This window comes from Caballeronia temeraria (assembly GCF_001544795.2).
GTDB classification, from domain to species: Bacteria; Pseudomonadota; Gammaproteobacteria; order Burkholderiales; family Burkholderiaceae; genus Caballeronia; species Caballeronia temeraria.
The window spans coordinates 198,273-215,535 of the sequence record NZ_FCOI02000011.1; the positions used below are offsets into that span (position 1 = coordinate 198,273).

Consider the following 17,263-nt stretch of genomic DNA (forward strand, 5'->3'; position numbering starts at 1 on the left):
CGAGCCGCAGAACGCGAACGAATGAGAATCCTTGGCATCGACCCCGGCCTGCGCGTGACGGGCTTCGGCATCATCGACAAGACGGGGCACACGCTCAACTACGTGACGAGCGGCGTCATCAAGACGGCCGATGCGGATCTGCCTTCGCGTCTCAACACCATATTCAGCGGCATCTCGACGCTCATCGCGCAGCACCACCCGGATCAGGCGGCGATCGAAAAGGTCTTCGTCAACGTGAATCCGCAATCGACGCTGCTGCTCGGGCAGGCGCGCGGCGCCGCGATATGCGGGCTCGTCGCGAGCGGCGTGCCGGTTGCCGAATACACCGCGCTGCAACTGAAGCAGGCCGTTGTCGGCTATGGACGCGCGACCAAGGAACAGATGCAGCAGATGGTCGTGCGACTTCTGAGCCTGTCAGGCGTGCCCAGCACCGACGCCGCCGACGCGCTCGGCATGGCGATCTGTCACGCGCACGGCGGCACGGGCCTCGCAACGCTGGGCGGCATCGCGCCGGGGCTTGCGAAGAAGGGCCTGCGCGTGCGGCGCGGCCGGCTTATCGGCTAATTTTCTCTACGAATACTCAAACATGATCGGTCGCATCGCCGGCGTTCTGCTGGAAAAAAATCCGCCGCATTTGCTCGTCGACTGCAATGGCGTCGGCTACGAAATCGACGTGCCGATGAGCACGTTCTACAACCTGCCGAATGCGGGCGAAAAAGTCGTGCTGCTCACGCAGTTGATCGTGCGCGAGGACGCGCATCTGCTGTACGGCTTTCTCACCGCGCAGGAGCGCTCGACGTTCCGCGAACTGCTGAAGATCAGCGGGATCGGCGCGCGGATGGCGCTGGCGGTGCTCTCGGGCATGAGCGTGCACGAACTCTCGCAGACCGTGACGACGCAGGATGCGGCGCGGCTCACGCGCGTGCCGGGCATCGGCAAGAAGACGGCGGAGCGTTTGCTGCTGGAACTGAAGGGCAAGCTCGGCGCGGATCTCGGAGCGATCGCGGGCACAGTGTCGCAGTCGGATCACGCGTCCGATATTCTCAATGCGCTGCTCGCGCTCGGCTATTCCGAGAAGGAAGCGCTCGCCGCGGTCAAGAACGTGCCGGCGGGAACGGGCGTGTCCGAGGGCATCAAGCTGGCGCTGAAGGCGCTGTCGAAGGCGTGATCGTTGAGAATCGGCTTATCCCGTTCGGCCAGATTCGCCGCGGAATCGCTCGCTGTACAATCGAAAAATGATCGAAACCGACAAACTCGCCGCCGAACGCGTCATCTCGGCCTCGCCCGTCTCGCCGAACGAGGAAGCGTTCGAGCGCGCGCTGCGTCCGCATAAGCTCGATGAATACATCGGGCAGGAAAAGGCGCGCGGCCAGCTCGAAATTTTCATCGAAGCGGCCAAGCGGCGTTCCGAAGCGCTCGATCACGTGCTGCTGTTCGGACCGCCGGGTCTCGGCAAGACGACGCTCGCGCATATCATCGCGCGGGAAATGGGCGTGAATCTGCGGCAGACGTCGGGACCGGTGCTCGAACGCGCGGGCGACCTCGCCGCGCTGCTCACCAATCTCGAAGCGAACGACGTGTTGTTCATCGACGAGATTCATCGGCTTTCGCCGGTCGTCGAAGAAATTCTGTATCCGGCGCTGGAGGATTATCAGATCGACATCATGATCGGCGAAGGACCGGCCGCGCGCAGCGTGAAACTGGATCTGCAGCCGTTCACGCTCGTCGGCGCGACCACGCGCGCGGGCATGCTGACGAATCCGCTGCGCGATCGCTTCGGTATCGTGTCGCGGCTGGAGTTTTATAACGCGAGCGAACTGGCGCGCATCGTGGCGCGCTCGGCGTCGCTATTGAAGGCGGATATCGTGAACGAGGGCGCGCTGGAGATCGCGAAGCGCGCGCGCGGCACGCCGCGTATCGCGAACCGCTTGCTGCGGCGTGTGCGCGATTACGCCGAGGTGAAAGCGGACGGCATGATCACCGCCGATGTCGCCGATAAAGCGCTGAAGATGCTCGACGTCGATCCCGTGGGCTTCGATCTGATGGACCGCAAGCTGCTCGAAGCAATTCTGCACAAGTTCGACGGCGGGCCGGTCGGCGTGGACAATCTCGCTGCGGCCATCGGTGAGGAGCGCGATACGATTGAAGACGTGCTGGAGCCGTATCTGATTCAGCAGGGTTTCCTGCAGCGCACGCCGCGCGGCCGGGTGGCGACGATGCTGACGTATCGGCACTTCGGCATTGCAGCGCCGGATGGCGGGCCGATACGGGATCTTTGGGATGCGAACAACGGCTAGGCGCGCTTGCGGAGATTATCGTCGTCGGTATCGGTCGAAAGATGCGCGATATCGCCCCACGACACGACCTTCGCGCCACCATCCCCATAATCCACCACATTGACGCTGCAATTGAGCAGCGGCCAGTTGCGCGGCTCCTGCAGCGACCGCTTCATCGCGAACCTATAGACGCAATCCAGCACGCCGCCATGCGCGACAACCGCGATACGGCCGCCCGCGTGCGCGGCGACGATCGGCTCCATCGCATGCACGACGCGGTGATAGAACACGCGCTGCGATTCGCCGTCGCCGGGCGGCGCGAAGCCGGGATCGCGCGTCTGCCATTCGACGTATTCGGCAGGAAACTTGTCGTTGATCTCGTCGCTGTCGTGGCCTTGAAACGCGCCGTAAAAGCGCTCGCGCAATCTCTCCGACAAGCGCACGTCCAACCGGAGCGCCTCCGCGAAAGGACGCGCCGTCTGCTGTGCCCGCAGCAGATCGCTCGAATAGACCGCATCGATGCGCCCGTCGCGCGCGAGACGCTGCCCGAGCTGTTCCGCTTGTAGAAAACCGTGCTCGGACAAGGGAATGTCGATATGCCCCTGGATGCGCTTGATGCGGTTCCAGTCAGTTTCGCCGTGCCGGATAAAGAGAACCTGAGTCGTCATGGACGCACCTGAAGCCAAAAGGTCACCGGCCCGTCGTTCACGAGCGACACCTGCATTTCCGCGCCGAACTCACCCGTCTCGACGACCGGATGCTTCGCGCGCGCCTGCGCCACGAAATAATCGAAGAGCCGTTTGCCTTCGTCGGGCGGCGCGGCGGGCGTGAAGCTTGGGCGCAGACCGCTGTTCGTGTCGGCGGCGAGCGTGAATTGCGACACGAGCAGCAGACCGCCGTCGACGCCCTGCACCGAGAGATTCATCTTGCCCGCGGCATCGCTGAACACGCGATAACCGAGCATCTTCGCGAGCAGTTTGTCGGCGGCGGCTTCGTTGTCGCCGCGCTCGGCACAGACCAGCGCGAGCAGGCCCGCATCGATCGCGCCGGTCACGCGCTCGCCTACGCGCACGTCGGCGCGCTTCACACGCTGGATGAGCGCGATCATCGGCTCAGGCGGTCAGCGTGACGCGCGCGAAGCGGCGCTTGCCCACCTGCACGACGAACTCGCCCGCTTCGACCTTCAGCGCCTTGTCGGAGACCGTCGCGCCGTCGATCTTCACGCCGCCCTGCTCGATGTTGCGCAGCGCTTCGCTCGTCGACGGCACGAGGCCCGCCTGCTTGAGCAACTGGCCGATCGCGATCGGCGCGCCCGCCAGCGTCACCGACGGAATGTCGTCCGGCACACCGCCCTTCGCACGATGGTTGAAGTCGTCGAGCGCGCGCTCCGCATCCGCCGGCGAGTGGAAGCGCGCGACGATTTCCTGCGCGAGCATGACCTTGAAGTCGCGCGGATTGCGGCCGGCTTCGGCTTCGCGCCGGTAGCCTTCGACTTCGCTCATCGGACGGAAGGAAAGCAGTTCGAAGTAACGCCACATGAGCACGTCGGAGATGCTCATCAGCTTGCCGAACATGTCGGTCGGCTTCTCACTGATGCCGACGTAGTTGTTCTTCGACTTCGACATCTTCTCGACGCCGTCGAGGCCTTCGAGCAGCGGCATCGTCAAAATGCACTGCTGTTCCTGGCCGTACTGCTTCTGCAGTTCCCGGCCGACGAGCAAGTTGAACTTCTGGTCGGTGCCGCCGAGTTCGAGATCCGCGTTCAGTGCGACGGAGTCGTAGCCCTGCATCAGCGGGTAGAGGAACTCGTGAATCGAAATGGGTACGCCGCCCTGGAAGCGCTTGGTGAAGTCCTCGCGCTCCAGAATGCGCGCGACCGTGTAGCGCGATGCGAGCTTGATCATGCCGTCGGCGCCGAGCGGCATCGACCATTCGCTGTTGTAGCGGATTTCGGTCTTTTCGCGATCGAGCACGAGCGCCGCCTGCTCGAAATACGTCTTCGCGTTGGTTTCGATCTGCTCGCGCGTGAGCGGCGGACGCGTCGCGTTGCGGCCGGACGGATCGCCGATCAACGAAGTGAAATCGCCGATCAGGAAGATGACCTGATGGCCGAGGTCCTGCAACTGGCGCATCTTGTTCAGCACGACCGTATGGCCGATGTGAATGTCCGGCGCTGTCGGATCGAGACCCAGTTTGATGCGCAGCGGCTTGCCCGTCGCGGCGCTCCGCGCGAGCTTCTGCGCGAATTCGTCTTCGATCAGCAATTCGTCGCAGCCGCGCTTGGCGATGGCGAGCGCGCTTTTCACATCGTCGGTGATCGGAAAGGTGGGCGCGTTGGAATCAGTGGTCATGCTTGCGGCTTGTGGAATCAAAAGGGTTCGATGACTGGCGGCGCGGCGGCGTGGCCGGTGCAGATGCCGCGTCGAGAAGTGGCGCGCGAAAAATGACGAAATCGCGCGCAATTGCCTGTTCAGACTGAGGATTTTACGCGATGACAGGGCCGCTCGCGCCGTTTCGTGTCTGATCGCGCTGTTTTACGCGGCTTTCGGCCGGCCGCGCGGCGAGCGTGGGGACCACACGCAGCTTAACGATTCGGTCCGTAACGCGGATAATCGCGGCTTATCGAGCGAGCATCGACGAGGAGAGCAGCGTGGGAAAGAAGACCGAAGCAATCGAAACCGGCAAGGCGGACGGCGTGTACTTCGGTTTGATGTCCGGAACCAGCATGGACGGCGTCGATGGCGTCGCCGTGCAGTTCGCGACGGGCAAGCCGCCGGTCGTGATCGGCGAAGCGCACGTGTCCTTTTCGAAAGGCTTGCGCGATGCGCTCTTCGAACTGCAATCGCCCGGCGACAACGAACTCGAACGCGAGGCGCTCGCGGCGAACGCGCTCGCGACGCGTTACGCCGTCTGCTGCCACGAACTGCAGAGCATGAGCGGCTGCTCGGCCACGAAGGTTCGCGCGATCGGCGTGCACGGGCAGACGGTGCGGCATCGGCCGGAGAAGGGTTATACGCGGCAGATCAACAATCCGGCGCTGCTCGCGGAGATGACCAATATCGATGTGATCGCCGATTTCCGCAGCCGCGATGTCGCCGCGGGCGGCCAGGGCGCGCCGCTCGTGCCGGCGTTTCACGCCACCGTATTCGGCGAGAAGAACGAGACGCGCGTCGTGTGCAATCTCGGCGGCATCAGCAACATCACGATTCTCGCGGCGAACGGCGAAGTGCGCGGATTCGATTGCGGCCCGGCCAACGCGCTGATCGACGAATGGGCTTTGCGCCACACGCAGCGCGCCTACGACGATGGCGGCCAGTTCGCGGCTCAAGGCCGGATCGACTCGCTGCTCCTGAACGCGCTGCTCGACGAACCGTTCTTCGATCTCGCGCCGCCCAAGAGCACGGGCCGCGATCTGTTCAATCCGGCGTGGATGGACGCGAAACTCGCCGCCTTCGCGAGCCTCGCTCCCGCCGATGTCCAGGCAACACTGACCGCGCTCACCGCGACGACCGTCGCGCGCGAGATCGCGCGGCATGCGCCGGATACGCGCGCCGTGTACGTATGCGGCGGCGGCGCGCGCAATCCCGTCCTGATGAAGATGCTTCAGCAGGCGCTCGATGACGGTGGCGTGGCAGGCGTGCCGGTCATGACGACCGAAGCGCTCGGCGTGCCGCCCCAGCAAGTGGAAGCGCTCGCGTTCGCGTGGCTCGCGATGCGCTGTGTCGCGCGCGAACCGGGCAATCTGCCCGCGGTCACGGGCGCGGCGGGCGAACGCGTGCTCGGCGCGATCTATCCGCGTTAACGAAAAACGGAGCCGCTGCGGCTCCGTTTTTTCTTCAGCGCCAGAAACGCGCGCTTAAACCGAGAACGACGAACCGCAACCGCACGTCGTGGTGGCGTTCGGATTCTTGATGACGAACTGGGCGCCGTTGATATCGTCCTTGTAGTCGATTTCCGCGCCGACGAGATACTGATAGCTCATCGAGTCGACGAGCAACTGCACGCCCGCCTTGTCCATCACGGTGTCGTCTTCGTTCACTTCTTCGTCGAACGTGAAACCGTACTGGAAACCCGAGCATCCGCCGCCTTGCACGAACACGCGCAGCTTCAGATCCGGATTGCCTTCTTCGTCGATCAATTGCTTGACCTTGTCCGCAGCCGCGTCGGTGAAGACGAACGGCATCGGCATTTCGGTCGTGGGGGTATCGCTGACAGCGCTCATTCGAACTCTCCAATTAGGCTTCTAACCGCTATTGTAGGGCTGATCTCAATATCGTGCCGAATGTCCATGGAATCAATGGGCTATATGGAAATTCGACATGTTTGCGCCAGCGCGCGCCAAAAACAAGAAAGCCGCCGGCACCAGAGTGCGGGCGGCTTTCGCAGCTTCGCCGGAACGAGTCCGGCGAGAAGCGCTTAACGCTTCGAGAACTGCTTCCGGCGGCGTGCCTTGTGGAAACCGACCTTCTTACGTTCCACTTCACGCGCGTCACGGGTGACGAAGCCTGCGTTCGACAGTTGCGACTTCAGCGTTGCGTCGTAGTCCATCAGCGCGCGGGTGATGCCGTGGCGAACCGCACCGGCCTGACCCGTCTCGCCGCCGCCCGTCACGTTGACCTTGATGTCGAACGTGGTGGCGTGGTTCGTGAGTTCGAGCGGCTGGCGCACGATCATCAGCGACGTTTCACGCGAGAAGTAGTCGGCGATGGGCTTGCCGTTGACGACGATCTCGCCCTTGCCCGACTTGATGAAGACGCGAGCGACGGCGCTCTTGCGGCGGCCCGTACCGTAGTTCCAGTTACCGATCATGTGGGCTCCCCTTAGATCTCGAGCGCTTTAGGCTGTTGAGCCGTGTGCGGATGCGTTGCTTCGGCGTAGACCTTCAGCTTCTTGATCATCGCGTAGCCGAGCGGACCCTTCGGAAGCATGCCCTTGACAGCCTTCTCGAGCGCGCGGCCCGGGAAACGCTCTTGCATCTTGCCGAACGTCGTTTCGTAGATGCCGCCCGGGTAACCCGAGTGACGATAGTACTTCTTGTCCGTGGTCTTGTTGCCGGTGACCTTCAGCTTGCCGGCATTGACGACGATGATGAAATCACCGGTGTCGACGTGCGGAGTGAATTCAGGCTTGTGCTTGCCGCGAAGACGGCGTGCCACTTCGCTGGCGACACGGCCGAGAACCTTATCCGTCGCGTCAATCACGTACCATTCGCGCGTCACCTCTTCGGCTTTTGCGGAAAACGTCTTCATGATCGATCCAAAAAATTGATCTGCCCTTGAACTGTGTTCTTGTTCGGCCCTGCTTATATGTGAGCGCTCAGGCGTTGAAACCCGGCGCGTGCAGGCTCTCACAAGCCTCTCTCCGCGGGCGTGTGGCGAAGAGAACTTTGAATTATAAAGGGAATTCGGCTGCCGCGTCAAAGATTTGCGTCGGGCGGCGTGAGGACGAAAAAAAACCCGAGCAGCTTGGGCTCGGGTTTAATCCACCAAGGAGGAGGTGGAGGAGACAGAAACGAGTATAGGCACGGTCATGCTGCAAAGCAAGAAGATTTGCATTGTGAAAATGAATTTCATAATTCGAAATTCAGATAAGGCGTGCGAGAAGAAATGTTTATCAATCAATTCATGCACTTATGGAATCTCGCTTCAAGCGCCAGAGCTAAAACGCGATTTAGAGTCCATCCTCGATCGAAGCCGCTGCCGCCGACGACAGAGCCGAAGCAAGAATTTGCCCCTCGTCAACCGGTAGATGCTCCTAAGCAGCGGCCTGTTGGAATTCACTGAACCGCTACAATGTAGCCTTTGTAACAACGCGCGCGGCTGGAGTCAGAGCATGGAATGCAAAGTTAGCTGGATGGGACTGGACGGCATGGCCTTCGCCGCCGAAACGGGAAGCGGCCATCTCGTGAACATGGATGGCGCGCCGGAAGGCGGCGGCCGCAATCTCGCGCCGCGCCCGATGGAAATGGTGCTGCTCGGCACCGGCGGCTGCACCGCCTATGACGTCGTGATGATCCTCAAGAAGAGCCGCCAGGAAATCCAGGGCTGCTCGGTCACGCTCAAGGCCGACCGCGCGAGCGAAGACCCGAAAGTCTTCACGAAGATCCACTTCCACTTCACCGTCACGGGCAAGAACCTGAATCCGGCGACCGTCGAGCGCGCGATCAACCTGTCGCACGACAAGTACTGCTCGGCGTCGATCATGCTGGCGAAGTCGGCGGAGCTCACGCATTCGTTCGAGATCGTCGAAGCGTAAGTCTCATCGGACGCAGAAACGAAAAGAGCCGGCGTCGCGAGACGCCGGCTCTTCTCTTTTGAATGACGACAAAGCGGGCCGATAAGCCGGATTCTGTGCACACGCCGCCCGAAGGCAGACGCGCGTGGCAATCATTCCTCTAGACGCGCCATTGCTGACGCGCTCAAGCTTCCTACCCGCAGACGAACGGGGGCCCCGTCCTGCATCGCGAAGATGCTTGCCTGCCTATTTGGAATTGCTCCGGGTGGAGGTTACCGTGCCGGAACGTCTCGCGACGCCCGCGGTGCGCTCTTACCGCACCGTTTCACCCTTACCTGATCTCCGGACTTGCGCCCGGAGCCATCGGCGGTTTGCTTTCTGTTGCCCTGTTCCGCGTGTTGCCACGGATGGCCGTTAGCCATCACCCTGCCCTGTGGAGTCCGGACTTTCCTCGCCCTCTTCGGCCGAAACCGTCGAGGCCGCGATTGCCTGGCCCGCTTTGCAGTTGTTGATTTTAACATCAGCGGGAACGTCGGCCCGGGCGGAATACGGAAACGTCATCGTAGAAAGCGGGCGATGTATTCGCGTCCCACCAGCCCGGCACGCCCAGCACCGGCAACGGCGCGAATGCGCGGCTGTCGAGCGGGCCGGCGTTCAGGCGCTGCGCCACGCGTTCGTCGACGAGCGCGCGGCGAGCGGCATCGTCGAGCGAGAAATAGCCGGCGGGGACGTCGACGATCCACGCGTGTCCCGTGCACGCCTTGTACGGCGCGACGAGCTTTTCCAGCAACGCATGCCCGAAGATGCGCGCCTCGCAGCGCGTGCCCCACGCGGCGCGCTCGCCGGCGAAAAGCGTGCGCCAGCCGAAGCCGCGCAGGGCATTGGCGAGCGAGGCATCGGCGCAGACGAAAAGCACGGCGTTTTCATCGAAGAGCGTGAGTGCGTCGCGCACGCCGCCGCGCGTCGGACCGATGCCGAGCGCATCGATCTGTTCCGCCTGCCGCGCGTTCAGCGCCGCCTTGATGCGCGGATACGCGAACCACATCGAAGCGTTGAAGAAATCGTGGAGATTGTGGCGCGTCGGCACGCAGCCCGTCTCGGCGATGTGACCTTCGTAGGACGCGCCGTCCGGCAACTCGTCCTGCGCGATGAACGCCAACGGCTTGCCGCGGCCCGTGACGCACGAGGCCGCCGCCGCGTCTTCGTTCAGCGTCGCGAGATATTCGCCGTAGCCGGCGAGCGCCGCCGTCTGCCAGCGCCTGCCGCGCGCTTCGATAGACGCGAGCCAGGGCCGCGCCCAGTCGATATCGGCGAAACCCGTGCTCACGTTCTGCTGCTTAATGCGCGTCCACGAAGCGCCAGCCGATCGACTCGCCGCCGCGCAAAGGCACGACGGTCGAATCGCCGACGGTGAATTCGGCGGGCAGCGTCCACGATCCGCGTTCGATCGTCACCGTTTCCTTGCTGCGCGGCAGACCGTAGAAGTCCGCGCCGTGGAAGCTCGCGAAGCCTTCGAGCTTGTCGAGCGCGCCGGCCTTGTCGAAAGATTCAGCGTACAGCTCGAGCGCGTGCAACGCCGTGTAACAGCCCGCGCAGCCGCACGCGTGCTCCTTCAGGCCCTTCGGATGCGGCGCGCTGTCCGTGCCGAGGAAAAAGCGCGGATTGCCCGACGTCGCCGCTTCGACCAGCGCCACCCGATGCGTCTCGCGCTTCAGCACCGGCAGACAGTAATAGTGCGGCCGCATCCCGCCGACCAGCATGATGTTGCGGTTGAACAGCAAGTGATGCGCGGTGATCGTCGCACCGATCTGGCCTTCCGCGTCGCGCACGTACTCGGCGGCGTCCTTCGTCGTGATGTGCTCGAACACGACCTTCAGCGCCGGAAAATCGCGGCGCAGCGGCGTCATCACGCGATCGATGAACACCTTCTCGCGATCGAACACGTCGATGTCGCTATCGGTCACTTCGCCGTGCGTCAGCAAGGGCATGCCGACTTCCTGCATCGCTTCGAGCGTTTTCGCGCATTTGCCGAGCAGATCCGTCACGCCCGCGTCGGAATTGGTCGTCGCGCCCGCCGGATACAGCTTCACGCCGTGCACGAAGCCGCTTTCCTTCGCGCGGCGGATTTCGTCGGGCGGTGTGTTGTCGGTGAGATAGAGCGTCATCAGTGGCTCGAAGCGCGCGCCCGCGCCCTCTTTCGGCAGCGCGGCCAGGATGCGCTCGCGGTATGCCGCGGCCATTTCCGTCGTCGTCACGGGCGGCTTCAGGTTCGGCATGATGATCGCGCGGCCGAACTGGCGCGCGGTGTGCGGCAGGACGGCGGCGAGCGTCGCGCCGTCGCGCACGTGCAGATGCCAGTCGTCGGGACGCGCGATCGTAAGCGAATTGGGCGAGGATGAGGTAGCGGACATGGCGTGATGACGGGGAACGTTGGAATGGCGCACGTCCACGCAAGGACAGGAAAAAAACGCCGTGGAAAATCCACAACGCGCGCATTCGCGAGCGCTTGCGCGATTTTTTCGGCTCGACCTCGGTGATATGCTTGTCGGACGTATTGTAACAACAGGCTCAAAGCCGCCCGCCTCAAGCATCATGTGCCAACTTCTCGGAATGAACTGCGCTGAACCGACCGACGTGACGTTCTCGTTCACCGGTTTCGCGGCGCGCGGCGGCGTCACGGATCATCATGCCGACGGCTGGGGCATCGCGTTCTTCGAGGACAAGGCCTGTCGGCTGTTCATCGATCATCAGTCGTCCGCCAGCTCGCCGCTCGCGGACATGGTGAAGCGCTATCCGATCAAGTCGAAGAACACCATCGCGCATATCCGCAAGGCGACGCAGGGGCATATCCTGCTCGAAAACTGCCATCCGTTCATGCGCGAACTGTGGGGCCGGCACTGGATCTTCGCGCACAACGGCGATCTCAAAGGCCACGCGCCTGAACTCACCGGCGTGTATCAGCCGGTCGGCACGACGGACAGCGAGCTCGCGTTCTGCGCGCTGCTGCAAGGCCTGCGGCGCGCGTTTCCGTGCTCGCAGCCGCCGCTCGACGAACTCTTCGACGCGCTCGCCGTGCTCACCCGCGACATCACGCAATACGGCGTCTTCAACTTCCTGATGTCGAACGGACAGGCGCTCTTCTCGCACTGCTCGACGCATTTGTACTATCTGGTGCGCAGCTGGCCGTTCTCGACGGCGCATCTGATCGACGCGGACATGTCGATCGACTTCGCCAAGTACACGACGCCGGAAGACCGCGTCGCCGTCATCGCCACGTCGCCGCTCACCGACAACGAAGTCTGGACGCGCTTCGCCCCCGGCGATCTCGCGATGTTCCAGTGCGGCGCGCTGTCCCGCACGGTGAATATTCCCGTGCCGGAGGAAGTCGCGAAGAAAGCGGCGGAGCCGCTTGCGAAGGCGTGCGTCGGGTCGGCGCTCAGGATCGACGAGATCCGGTCGACGGCGGCGATGGAATCGGAACTCGGGATCGAATAAACGTAATAATTCGCCGCATCCGTTTTGCGCGCTCGCGCGAACTCTAGACTGGCCTCTCCTTCAACAATAACGAGAGAAAGGGCCATGAGTGGAAAATTCGTCATCGACCGTGCGCGCGACGGCCAGTACTACTTCAACCTTCGCGCCGGAAACGGCGAAATCATCCTGACGAGCGAGATGTACAAGGCGAAGGCGTCGGCGGAAAACGGCATCGAATCCGTGCGCAAGAACGCGCCGCACGACGAGCGCTACGAGCGCAAATCCAACAGGAAAGGCGAACCGATGTTCACGCTGAAGGCCGCGAATCACGAAGTGATCGGCGTGAGCGAAGGCTACAGCGGCATCGCGGCGCGCGATCACGGGATCGAATCGGTGAAGCACAACGCGCCGGATGCGACGGTCGTCGACAATACCTGAAACCGCTTCGCACAAAAAAACGCGGCGCTCCTTGCGGAAGCGCCGCGTTTCTTTTTACTAAAGCGGTGAAGCGATCAGTGCAGGATTTTCGCGAGGAAGTCCTTTGCACGATCCGACTTCGGATTCGCGAAGAACGCTTCCTTCTGATCGTCCTCGACGATGAGCCCGCGATCCATGAAGATCACGCGGTTCGCCACCTTCTTCGCGAAGCCCATTTCGTGCGTCACGCACATCATGGTCATGCCTTCCTGCGCGAGTTCGACCATCACGTCGAGCACTTCGTTGATCATCTCCGGGTCGAGCGCGGAAGTCGGCTCGTCGAAGAGCATCGCGATCGGGTCCATCGACAGCGCGCGCGCAATCGCCACGCGCTGCTGCTGACCGCCCGACAACTGGCCCGGAAACTTGTCCGCATGCGCGCGCAGGCCGACGCGATCCAGCAGCTTCAAACCCTTTTGCATGGCTTCGTCGTTCGAGCGGCCGAGCACCTTGATCTGCGCGAGCGTCAGGTTCTGCGTGATGGTCAGATGCGGAAACAGCTCGAAGTGCTGGAACACCATGCCGACCTTCGAACGCAGCTTCGACAGATTCGTCTTCTTGTCCGTCAGCGACTGGCCGTTGATCGAGATCTCGCCCTTCTGGAACGGTTCGAGGCCGTTCACGGTCTTGATGAGCGTCGACTTGCCCGAGCCCGACGGGCCGCACACCACGACGACCTCGCCCTTCTTCACTTCGGTCGTGCAGTCGGTGAGCACCTGGAACTGCCCGTACCACTTGGAAACATTCTTGATAGAGATCATCTTGCGACCTTTTTCTGAAGACTTTTGACGAGGGCCGACGCCACCACGCAAATCACGAAATAGCATGCGCCCGCGAACAGGACCATTTCGACGGTCGTGCCGTCGCGATCCCCGATATTCGTCGCCGTGCGGAAGAAGTCCGCGAGACTGATGACGTAGACGAGCGACGTATCCTGAAACAGGACGATCGCCTGCGTGAGCAAGAGCGGCACCATCGCGCGAAACGCCTGCGGCAGCACGACGAGCTTCATCGCCTGCGCGTAGGTCATGCCGAGCGCGAACGCCGCGTTCACCTGCCCGCGCGGCACCGCCTGAATGCCGGCGCGGATGATTTCCGAATAGTACGCGGCTTCGAAGAGCGAGAACGCGACCATCGCCGAGGCGAGACGAATGTCGATATCCGCCGACAGCCCGAGCACGTTCTGCAGCACCTGCGGCACGATCAGGAAGAACCACAGCAGCACCATCACGAGCGGGATCGAGCGGAACAGCGTGACGTACGTGCTCGCGAACCATTGGAGCGGCTTCACGCCCGAGAGGCGGAACAGCGCGAGAATGGTGCCCCAGATGATGCCGACCACGATGGCGAGCACGGTGATCTGCAGCGTGATCTTCGCGCCCGTCATCAACGTGGGCCACGACGCGAGCACACCACTCCAGTTGAACTGATGCATTACTTGCCTCCGATGTAGCCAGGCAGCCGCGTCTTCGCTTCGACCCAGCGCATCAACTGCATCACGACGAGGTTGATGAGCATGTAGGCGAGCGTCACCGCGATGAACGATTCATACGTCTGCGCCGTGTAGTCGACGAGCTGGCGCGCCTGAGCGGACAGATCCAGCAGACCGATGGTCGACGCCACCGCCGAGTTCTTGAACACGTTCAGAAACTCCGACGTGAGCGGCGGCACGATGATCCGGTACGCGACCGGCATCAGCACATAGCGGTACGTCTGCCATTGCGTGAAGCCCATCGCGAGACCCGCGTTGCGCTGTCCGCGCGGCAGCGCGTTGATGCCCGAGCGCACCTGCTCGCACACGCGCGCGCCGGTGAAAAGCCCGAGACAGATGATCGACGACGAAAAGAACTGCGCCGAGGGCGGCAGTTGCTTGAACCAGTTGCCCAAGGAAGGCGGCAGCAGCTCCGGTATCACGAGATACCAGACGAAGAACTGCACGATCAGCGGGATGTTGCGGAAGATCGCGACATAGACGGTGCCGATGCCCGCCAGCGTGCGATTCGGGACCGTGCGCAAGATGCCGAACAACGAGCCGACCACGAGCGCGATCACCCAGGCCGCGAGCGACACGGTGATCGTCACCCAGAAGCCGGAGATCAGCCAGCCGAGATAGGTGGTGGGCTCGCCGGTCGAAACCGGACTCAGCAGGATGCCCCAGTTCCAGTGATAAGACATAGACTCACTCCAAAAAGAAACGGAAGAAGCAAGCTCCTTCCGTTTCGTTCGTTCGAGACTCGAACCGGTTAGTCGATTGCCTTGTCATTCGGGCTCTTGTAGAGAGCCTTGATGTCGTCACTTTCCGGGAAGTTGAGGTTGAGACCCTTCGGCGGGATCGGGCTTTCGAACCACTTCTTGTAGATCTTGTCCGCATCGCCCGACGTTTCGACCTTGGCGATCGCGTCGTCGACGACCTTCTTGAACTCGGGGTCGTTCTTGCGCATCATGCAGCCGTACGCTTCATGCGACTGCGGCGCCCCGACGATCACGAAATCGTTCGGGTTGTTCGACTTGGCGCGCTCGCCGGCGAGCAGTGCGTCGTCCATCATGAACGCGACGGCGCGGCCCGTCGACAGCGTCAGGAACGACTCGCCGTGGTCCTTCGCGCTGATGATGTTCATGCCCATGTTCTTTTCCTGATTCATCTTGCGAAGCAGGCGCTCGGAGGTCGTGCCGGCGGTCGTCACGACAGTCTTGCCCTTCAGGTCGGCCCAGTCCTTCACGCCCGAATCCTTCTTGGTCATGAGACGCGTGCCGATCACGAAGATCGTGTTCGAGAAGGCCACTTGCTGCTGGCGTTCGGCGTTGTTCGTGGTCGAGCCGCATTCGAGGTCGACGGTGCCGTTCTGCACGAGCGGAATACGGTTCTGCGACGTGACCGGCGTGAGCTTCACCTTCAGGTCCTGCATGCCGAGCTTCTGCTTGACCGCTTCCACGACCTTCAGCGCGAATTCGTGCGAGTAGCCGACGACGTTCTGCTTGTCGTCATAGTAGGAAAACGGAATGGACGATTCGCGATGCCCCAGCGAGATCACGCCCGTGTCCTTGATTTTCTTCAGCGTGCCCGCGTCCTGAGCGTACGCGCCGGTGGCGAGAAACCCGAGCGCGGCGACGAGCAGCGCAGCCTTTTTAACCTTCATGTGTTCGATCTCCTGTGGCGAAAAACCGGGGCAAGTTTAGCAGGGTAATTATTCTGAAAGAATGATTGTTAACCCACGACCGTCTTATTTCCGAGACGCCGTCCGAGCCGCAGCGCAACCCGGTTGCGACCGCGCATATTACTGGCGTTTTCGGGCAGATGCTTGACCGAATACAACTACTCGGCCGACTTGTAGTTTTCATGCAAATGCGGGCGGCATTTCCGAAGAAATGCCGCCCGCAGTCATTCAAACGGCACTCGCGCGCCGTCGCCGCCGATCAGGGATACAGCCCGCGCATTTCGCGCGCCTGCAGAATCCGCGTACACGCGACGATGAACGCCGCCGTGCGCACCGACACCTGATGCTCGCTCGCGACCTGCCAGACGCCCGCGAACGCTTCGCGCATCACGCGCTCCAGTCGCTGGTTGATTTCGTCCTCGGTCCAGAAGAAGCTCGAGAAGTCCTGCACCCATTCGAAGTACGACACGGTCACGCCGCCCGCGTTGGCGATCACGTCGGGAATCACGAGGATGCCCTTGTCCGTCAGGATGTCGTCCGCCGCGGTCGTGGTCGGGCCGTTCGCGCCTTCGACGACGATCTTCGTGCGGATCTTGGCCGCGTTCTTCTCGGTGATCTGGTTTTCCAGCGCGGCCGGAATCAGGATGTCGCTTTCGATCATCCAGAATTCTTCCGCCTGCACCGGGTCCGCGCCCGCGAAGCCGCCCACGCCGCCGTTCTTCGCGACGTGATCGAGCAGCGCAACGGTGTCGAGACCCTTCGAGTTATGAATCGTGCCCGTGTGATCCTGCACGGCGATGACCTTCGCGCCCGCTTCCTGGAACAGCTTGGCCGCGATGCCGCCCACGTTGCCGAAGCCCTGCACCGCGATACGTGCGCCTTCGATCTCCATGCCGATGCGCCGCGCCGCTTCCGTGCCGACGACGAACACGCCGCGCCCCGTCGCTTCCTTGCGGCCGAGCGAGCCGCCGAGCGAGATCGGCTTGCCGGTCACGACGCCGGTCGCCGTCTGGCCCTGGTTCATGGAGTAGGTGTCCATCATCCACGCCATGATCTGCTCGTTCGTGTTCACGTCCGGCGCGGGAATGTCCGTGTTCGGCCCGATGATGATGCCGATTTCGCTGGTATAGCGACGCGTCACGCGCTCCAGTTCGCCGCGCGACAACGTGCGCGGATCCACGCGGATGCCGCCCTTCGCGCCGCCGTACGGCACGTTCACCGCCGCGTTCTTCACCGACATCCACGCGGACAGCGCCATCACTTCGGAGAGCGTCACGTCCTGGTGATAACGCACGCCGCCCTTGCCGGGACCGCGCGACGTGTTGTGCTGCACGCGATAGCCTTCAAAGTGCGCGACGGTGCCGTTATCGAGTTCGATCGGGCAGTCGACGATGAGAATGCGCTTCGGGCGCTTGAGGGTTTCGAGCCAGCGGGAGAGAGAACCGAGATACGGGGCAACACGATCGACCTGCTGCAGATAGTTTCCCCAGGGACCGAGATCATCGGCATGGAGATACGACGGGATAGCGTGTTTTGCGTCCGGCGCTTGCACAGGTTGCTTCGAGGCAGACATTGATGCTCCAGCGGTGAAGGAATGCGCTCATTGTCGAAAAACGCCGTTTCCAAATCCAATGCCGTTTCCTTATC

At 62.5% G+C, this 17,263-nt stretch carries 20 protein-coding genes and 1 other RNA gene; 7 read left to right on the forward strand and 14 right to left on the reverse strand.

Translation table 11 applies throughout. The features are described 5' to 3' along the window. Nucleotides 1-21: 21 nt before the first annotated feature. From ruvC to ruvB, 3 genes are all read left to right on the forward strand, one after another. Nucleotides 22-564, forward strand: coding sequence for a crossover junction endodeoxyribonuclease RuvC (ruvC, locus tag AWB76_RS18020; RefSeq protein ID WP_061161490.1), 543 nt, complete (start codon nt 22-24; stop codon nt 562-564). A gap of 22 nt (nt 565-586) precedes the next feature. Beyond that, the gene (gene ruvA, locus AWB76_RS18025) at nt 587-1,168 is read left to right on the forward strand and encodes a Holliday junction branch migration protein RuvA (protein WP_035497690.1); all 582 of its coding nucleotides are present in this window, start codon (nt 587-589) and stop codon (nt 1,166-1,168) included. Nucleotides 1,169-1,235: 67 nt separating this feature from the next. Further along, nucleotides 1,236-2,297, forward strand: a complete 1,062-nt coding sequence (ruvB, locus tag AWB76_RS18030) for a Holliday junction branch migration DNA helicase RuvB (RefSeq protein ID WP_061161491.1) — start codon at nt 1,236-1,238, stop codon at nt 2,295-2,297. Here the strand turns inward: ruvB and AWB76_RS18035 are convergent. Genes AWB76_RS18035 through tyrS form a run of 3 tightly spaced genes read right to left on the reverse strand, consistent with a single transcriptional unit; the run spans nt 2,294 to nt 4,627 of the window. Continuing rightward, on the reverse strand, nt 2,294-2,944 hold the full coding sequence (locus AWB76_RS18035; RefSeq protein ID WP_061161492.1) for a histidine phosphatase family protein: 651 nt from the start codon (nt 2,942-2,944) through the stop codon (nt 2,294-2,296). The genes ruvB and AWB76_RS18035 overlap by 4 nt on opposite strands. Continuing rightward, on the reverse strand, nt 2,941-3,384 hold the full coding sequence (dtd, locus tag AWB76_RS18040; RefSeq protein WP_061161493.1) for a D-aminoacyl-tRNA deacylase: 444 nt from the start codon (nt 3,382-3,384) through the stop codon (nt 2,941-2,943). The genes AWB76_RS18035 and dtd overlap by 4 nt, the downstream gene beginning before the upstream one ends. Nucleotides 3,385-3,388: 4 nt before the next feature. Further along, nucleotides 3,389-4,627: a tyrosine--tRNA ligase gene (gene tyrS, locus AWB76_RS18045; protein WP_061161494.1), complete on the reverse strand. Its 1,239-nt coding sequence runs from the start codon at nt 4,625-4,627 to the stop codon at nt 3,389-3,391. A gap of 320 nt (nt 4,628-4,947) precedes the next feature. Here tyrS and AWB76_RS18050 point away from each other — a divergent pair, with 320 nt between their 5' ends. Then, nucleotides 4,948-6,078 carry an anhydro-N-acetylmuramic acid kinase gene (locus tag AWB76_RS18050; protein WP_082864462.1) on the forward strand — a complete coding sequence of 377 codons (1,131 nt, stop codon included), beginning with the start codon at nt 4,948-4,950 and terminating at the stop codon, nt 6,076-6,078. Nucleotides 6,079-6,132: 54 nt separating this feature from the next. Here the strand turns inward: AWB76_RS18050 and erpA are convergent, their stop codons facing one another. The 3 genes from erpA to rplM form a co-directional block, all read right to left on the reverse strand. Next, the gene (gene erpA, locus AWB76_RS18055; RefSeq protein ID WP_061117816.1) at nt 6,133-6,498 is read right to left on the reverse strand and encodes an iron-sulfur cluster insertion protein ErpA; all 366 of its coding nucleotides are present in this window, start codon (nt 6,496-6,498) and stop codon (nt 6,133-6,135) included. Between the two features lie 194 nt (nt 6,499-6,692). Further along, complete coding sequence (gene rpsI, locus AWB76_RS18060; RefSeq protein ID WP_061161495.1) at nt 6,693-7,085, reverse strand: 30S ribosomal protein S9; 393 nt, start codon at nt 7,083-7,085, stop codon at nt 6,693-6,695. 11 nt (nt 7,086-7,096) lie between these two features. Continuing rightward, nucleotides 7,097-7,525 carry a 50S ribosomal protein L13 gene (gene rplM / locus AWB76_RS18065; protein ID WP_008351572.1) on the reverse strand — a complete coding sequence of 143 codons (429 nt, stop codon included), beginning with the start codon at nt 7,523-7,525 and terminating at the stop codon, nt 7,097-7,099. A 583-nt stretch (nt 7,526-8,108) separates the two neighbouring features. On the opposite strand from rplM, the gene AWB76_RS18070 reads away from it, so the two are divergent. Next, complete coding sequence (locus AWB76_RS18070; protein WP_061161496.1) at nt 8,109-8,531, forward strand: OsmC family protein; 423 nt, start codon at nt 8,109-8,111, stop codon at nt 8,529-8,531. Between the two features lie 66 nt (nt 8,532-8,597). Here AWB76_RS18070 and rnpB read toward each other — a convergent pair. The 3 genes from rnpB to pyrC form a co-directional block, all read right to left on the reverse strand. Beyond that, an RNA gene (gene rnpB / locus AWB76_RS18075) (RNase P RNA component class A) lies at nt 8,598-9,011 on the reverse strand. A 19-nt stretch (nt 9,012-9,030) separates the two neighbouring features. Further along, nucleotides 9,031-9,912: a DUF3025 domain-containing protein gene (locus AWB76_RS18080; RefSeq protein WP_374729933.1), complete on the reverse strand. Its 882-nt coding sequence runs from the start codon at nt 9,910-9,912 to the stop codon at nt 9,031-9,033. Next, nucleotides 9,848-10,921, reverse strand: a complete 1,074-nt coding sequence (pyrC, locus tag AWB76_RS18085) for a dihydroorotase (RefSeq protein ID WP_061161498.1) — start codon at nt 10,919-10,921, stop codon at nt 9,848-9,850. Before pyrC ends, AWB76_RS18080 begins: the two co-directional genes overlap by 65 nt. 181 nt (nt 10,922-11,102) lie before the next feature. Between pyrC and AWB76_RS18090 the strand changes: the two genes are divergently transcribed. Both AWB76_RS18090 and AWB76_RS18095 read left to right on the forward strand, forming a co-directional pair. Next, nucleotides 11,103-12,005 (forward strand): class II glutamine amidotransferase, encoded by a 903-nt coding sequence (locus AWB76_RS18090; RefSeq protein ID WP_074171372.1) that lies wholly within the window; start codon nt 11,103-11,105, stop codon nt 12,003-12,005. An 84-nt stretch (nt 12,006-12,089) separates the two neighbouring features. Beyond that, entirely contained in the window at nt 12,090-12,422 is a 333-nt protein-coding gene (locus tag AWB76_RS18095) for a YegP family protein (RefSeq protein ID WP_061161500.1), read from the forward strand. Nucleotides 12,423-12,496: 74 nt separating this feature from the next. Here AWB76_RS18095 and AWB76_RS18100 read toward each other — a convergent pair whose 3' ends face one another. The 5 genes from AWB76_RS18100 to AWB76_RS18120 form a co-directional block, all read right to left on the reverse strand. Further along, nucleotides 12,497-13,222, reverse strand: coding sequence for an amino acid ABC transporter ATP-binding protein (locus AWB76_RS18100; protein WP_061161501.1), 726 nt, complete (start codon nt 13,220-13,222; stop codon nt 12,497-12,499). Continuing rightward, nucleotides 13,219-13,896 carry a glutamate/aspartate ABC transporter permease GltK gene (gene gltK, locus AWB76_RS18105; protein WP_061161502.1) on the reverse strand — a complete coding sequence of 226 codons (678 nt, stop codon included), beginning with the start codon at nt 13,894-13,896 and terminating at the stop codon, nt 13,219-13,221. The genes AWB76_RS18100 and gltK overlap by 4 nt, the downstream gene beginning before the upstream one ends. Further along, nucleotides 13,896-14,636, reverse strand: coding sequence for an amino acid ABC transporter permease (locus tag AWB76_RS18110; protein ID WP_061161503.1), 741 nt, complete (start codon nt 14,634-14,636; stop codon nt 13,896-13,898). The genes gltK and AWB76_RS18110 overlap by 1 nt, the downstream gene beginning before the upstream one ends. A gap of 68 nt (nt 14,637-14,704) precedes the next feature. After that, the gene (locus AWB76_RS18115; RefSeq protein ID WP_061161504.1) at nt 14,705-15,598 is read right to left on the reverse strand and encodes a glutamate/aspartate ABC transporter substrate-binding protein; all 894 of its coding nucleotides are present in this window, start codon (nt 15,596-15,598) and stop codon (nt 14,705-14,707) included. Between the two features lie 277 nt (nt 15,599-15,875). Next, nucleotides 15,876-17,189: a Glu/Leu/Phe/Val family dehydrogenase gene (locus AWB76_RS18120; protein ID WP_061161505.1), complete on the reverse strand. Its 1,314-nt coding sequence runs from the start codon at nt 17,187-17,189 to the stop codon at nt 15,876-15,878. Nucleotides 17,190-17,263: the final 74 nt, after the last annotated feature.

What these genes read in the sequence shown, in the direction of transcription:
- rplM (WP_008351572.1), bottom strand. Translation starts at nt 7,525, where the DNA reads ATGAAGACGTTTTCCGCAAAAGCCGAAGAGGTGACGCGCGAATGGTAC.
- tyrS (WP_061161494.1), bottom strand. Translation starts at nt 4,627, where the DNA reads ATGACCACTGATTCCAACGCGCCCACCTTTCCGATCACCGACGATGTG.
- gltK (WP_061161502.1), bottom strand. Translation starts at nt 13,896, where the DNA reads ATGCATCAGTTCAACTGGAGTGGTGTGCTCGCGTCGTGGCCCACGTTG.
- dtd (WP_061161493.1), bottom strand. Translation starts at nt 3,384, where the DNA reads ATGATCGCGCTCATCCAGCGTGTGAAGCGCGCCGACGTGCGCGTAGGC.
- ruvC (WP_061161490.1), top strand. Translation starts at nt 22, where the DNA reads ATGAGAATCCTTGGCATCGACCCCGGCCTGCGCGTGACGGGCTTCGGC.
- pyrC (WP_061161498.1), bottom strand. Translation starts at nt 10,921, where the DNA reads ATGTCCGCTACCTCATCCTCGCCCAATTCGCTTACGATCGCGCGTCCC.
- AWB76_RS18115 (WP_061161504.1), bottom strand. Translation starts at nt 15,598, where the DNA reads ATGAAGGTTAAAAAGGCTGCGCTGCTCGTCGCCGCGCTCGGGTTTCTC.
- ruvB (WP_061161491.1), top strand. Translation starts at nt 1,236, where the DNA reads ATGATCGAAACCGACAAACTCGCCGCCGAACGCGTCATCTCGGCCTCG.
- AWB76_RS18095 (WP_061161500.1), top strand. Translation starts at nt 12,090, where the DNA reads ATGAGTGGAAAATTCGTCATCGACCGTGCGCGCGACGGCCAGTACTAC.
- AWB76_RS18110 (WP_061161503.1), bottom strand. Translation starts at nt 14,636, where the DNA reads ATGTCTTATCACTGGAACTGGGGCATCCTGCTGAGTCCGGTTTCGACC.
- AWB76_RS18035 (WP_061161492.1), bottom strand. Translation starts at nt 2,944, where the DNA reads ATGACGACTCAGGTTCTCTTTATCCGGCACGGCGAAACTGACTGGAAC.
- AWB76_RS18100 (WP_061161501.1), bottom strand. Translation starts at nt 13,222, where the DNA reads ATGATCTCTATCAAGAATGTTTCCAAGTGGTACGGGCAGTTCCAGGTG.
- AWB76_RS18070 (WP_061161496.1), top strand. Translation starts at nt 8,109, where the DNA reads ATGGAATGCAAAGTTAGCTGGATGGGACTGGACGGCATGGCCTTCGCC.
- AWB76_RS18090 (WP_074171372.1), top strand. Translation starts at nt 11,103, where the DNA reads ATGTGCCAACTTCTCGGAATGAACTGCGCTGAACCGACCGACGTGACG.
- erpA (WP_061117816.1), bottom strand. Translation starts at nt 6,498, where the DNA reads ATGAGCGCTGTCAGCGATACCCCCACGACCGAAATGCCGATGCCGTTC.
- rpsI (WP_061161495.1), bottom strand. Translation starts at nt 7,085, where the DNA reads ATGATCGGTAACTGGAACTACGGTACGGGCCGCCGCAAGAGCGCCGTC.
- AWB76_RS18120 (WP_061161505.1), bottom strand. Translation starts at nt 17,189, where the DNA reads ATGTCTGCCTCGAAGCAACCTGTGCAAGCGCCGGACGCAAAACACGCT.
- ruvA (WP_035497690.1), top strand. Translation starts at nt 587, where the DNA reads ATGATCGGTCGCATCGCCGGCGTTCTGCTGGAAAAAAATCCGCCGCAT.